We start from the raw sequence: 517 nt of genomic DNA, 5'->3' as shown, positions 1-517 counted from the left end.
GTCACCAAGCGCGCGCGAGAAACCGGCGACGCCCGGGAGCGCGGCCAGGCGCGCTGAGCGGCTGTGCCCGGCCGAGGTGGCCAGTTCGATGTCGTGTACGAGCGTGGCCTGCGTGTCCGGCGTCTGCAATCGCGCCAGCGCGCCGGCCTCGAGCAGCGCACGCGGGCCGTCCTTGCAGCCGTCGTCTTGCGCTCCGCAGCCGATGGCCGCGCCGATCAGATCGATGATGGTCATGTCACTCCCCTTGCAAGTTCTTCCGTCATGCCACCTTGCGCCGCGGCCAGCCGGCCAGCGTCTGCCGGATGGCCTCCAGTGCCAGTGCCAGTTCAGCTTCGCCAATCACCAGTGGCGGTGTAAGGCGCACTACGTTGCCGTAAGTGTCCTTGGTCAGCACGCCGCGCTCGGCCAGCGCGAAGGCGAAGTCGTGCGCGTCGATGTCGGCATCGAGTTGCAGGCCGATCATCAAGCCGCGCCCGCGCACCTGCCGCACGCCGTGGCCAACGAGCGTCTTCAGTTC

General features: G+C 68.9%; 2 protein-coding genes. Both read right to left on the bottom strand.

What is annotated here, in order from left to right; all coding sequences use genetic code 11:
* A partial coding sequence (locus D1614_RS28940) for a hypothetical protein (RefSeq protein ID WP_206610219.1) occupies positions 1-234 on the bottom strand: 234 nt, incomplete at its 3' end.
* A 25-nt stretch (positions 235-259) separates the two neighbouring features.
* Positions 260-517, bottom strand: a 258-nt coding sequence (locus D1614_RS28935; RefSeq protein WP_119440549.1) for an aminotransferase class III-fold pyridoxal phosphate-dependent enzyme, incomplete at its 5' end; no start/stop codon positions are given.

The sequence above is a fragment of the Maribellus luteus genome (assembly GCF_003576475.1).
Classification (GTDB): Bacteria; Bacteroidota; Bacteroidia; order Bacteroidales; family Prolixibacteraceae; genus Draconibacterium; species Draconibacterium luteum.
Note: the sequence above shows the minus strand (reverse complement) of the source record. Positions and strands in the feature narration are given on the sequence as shown.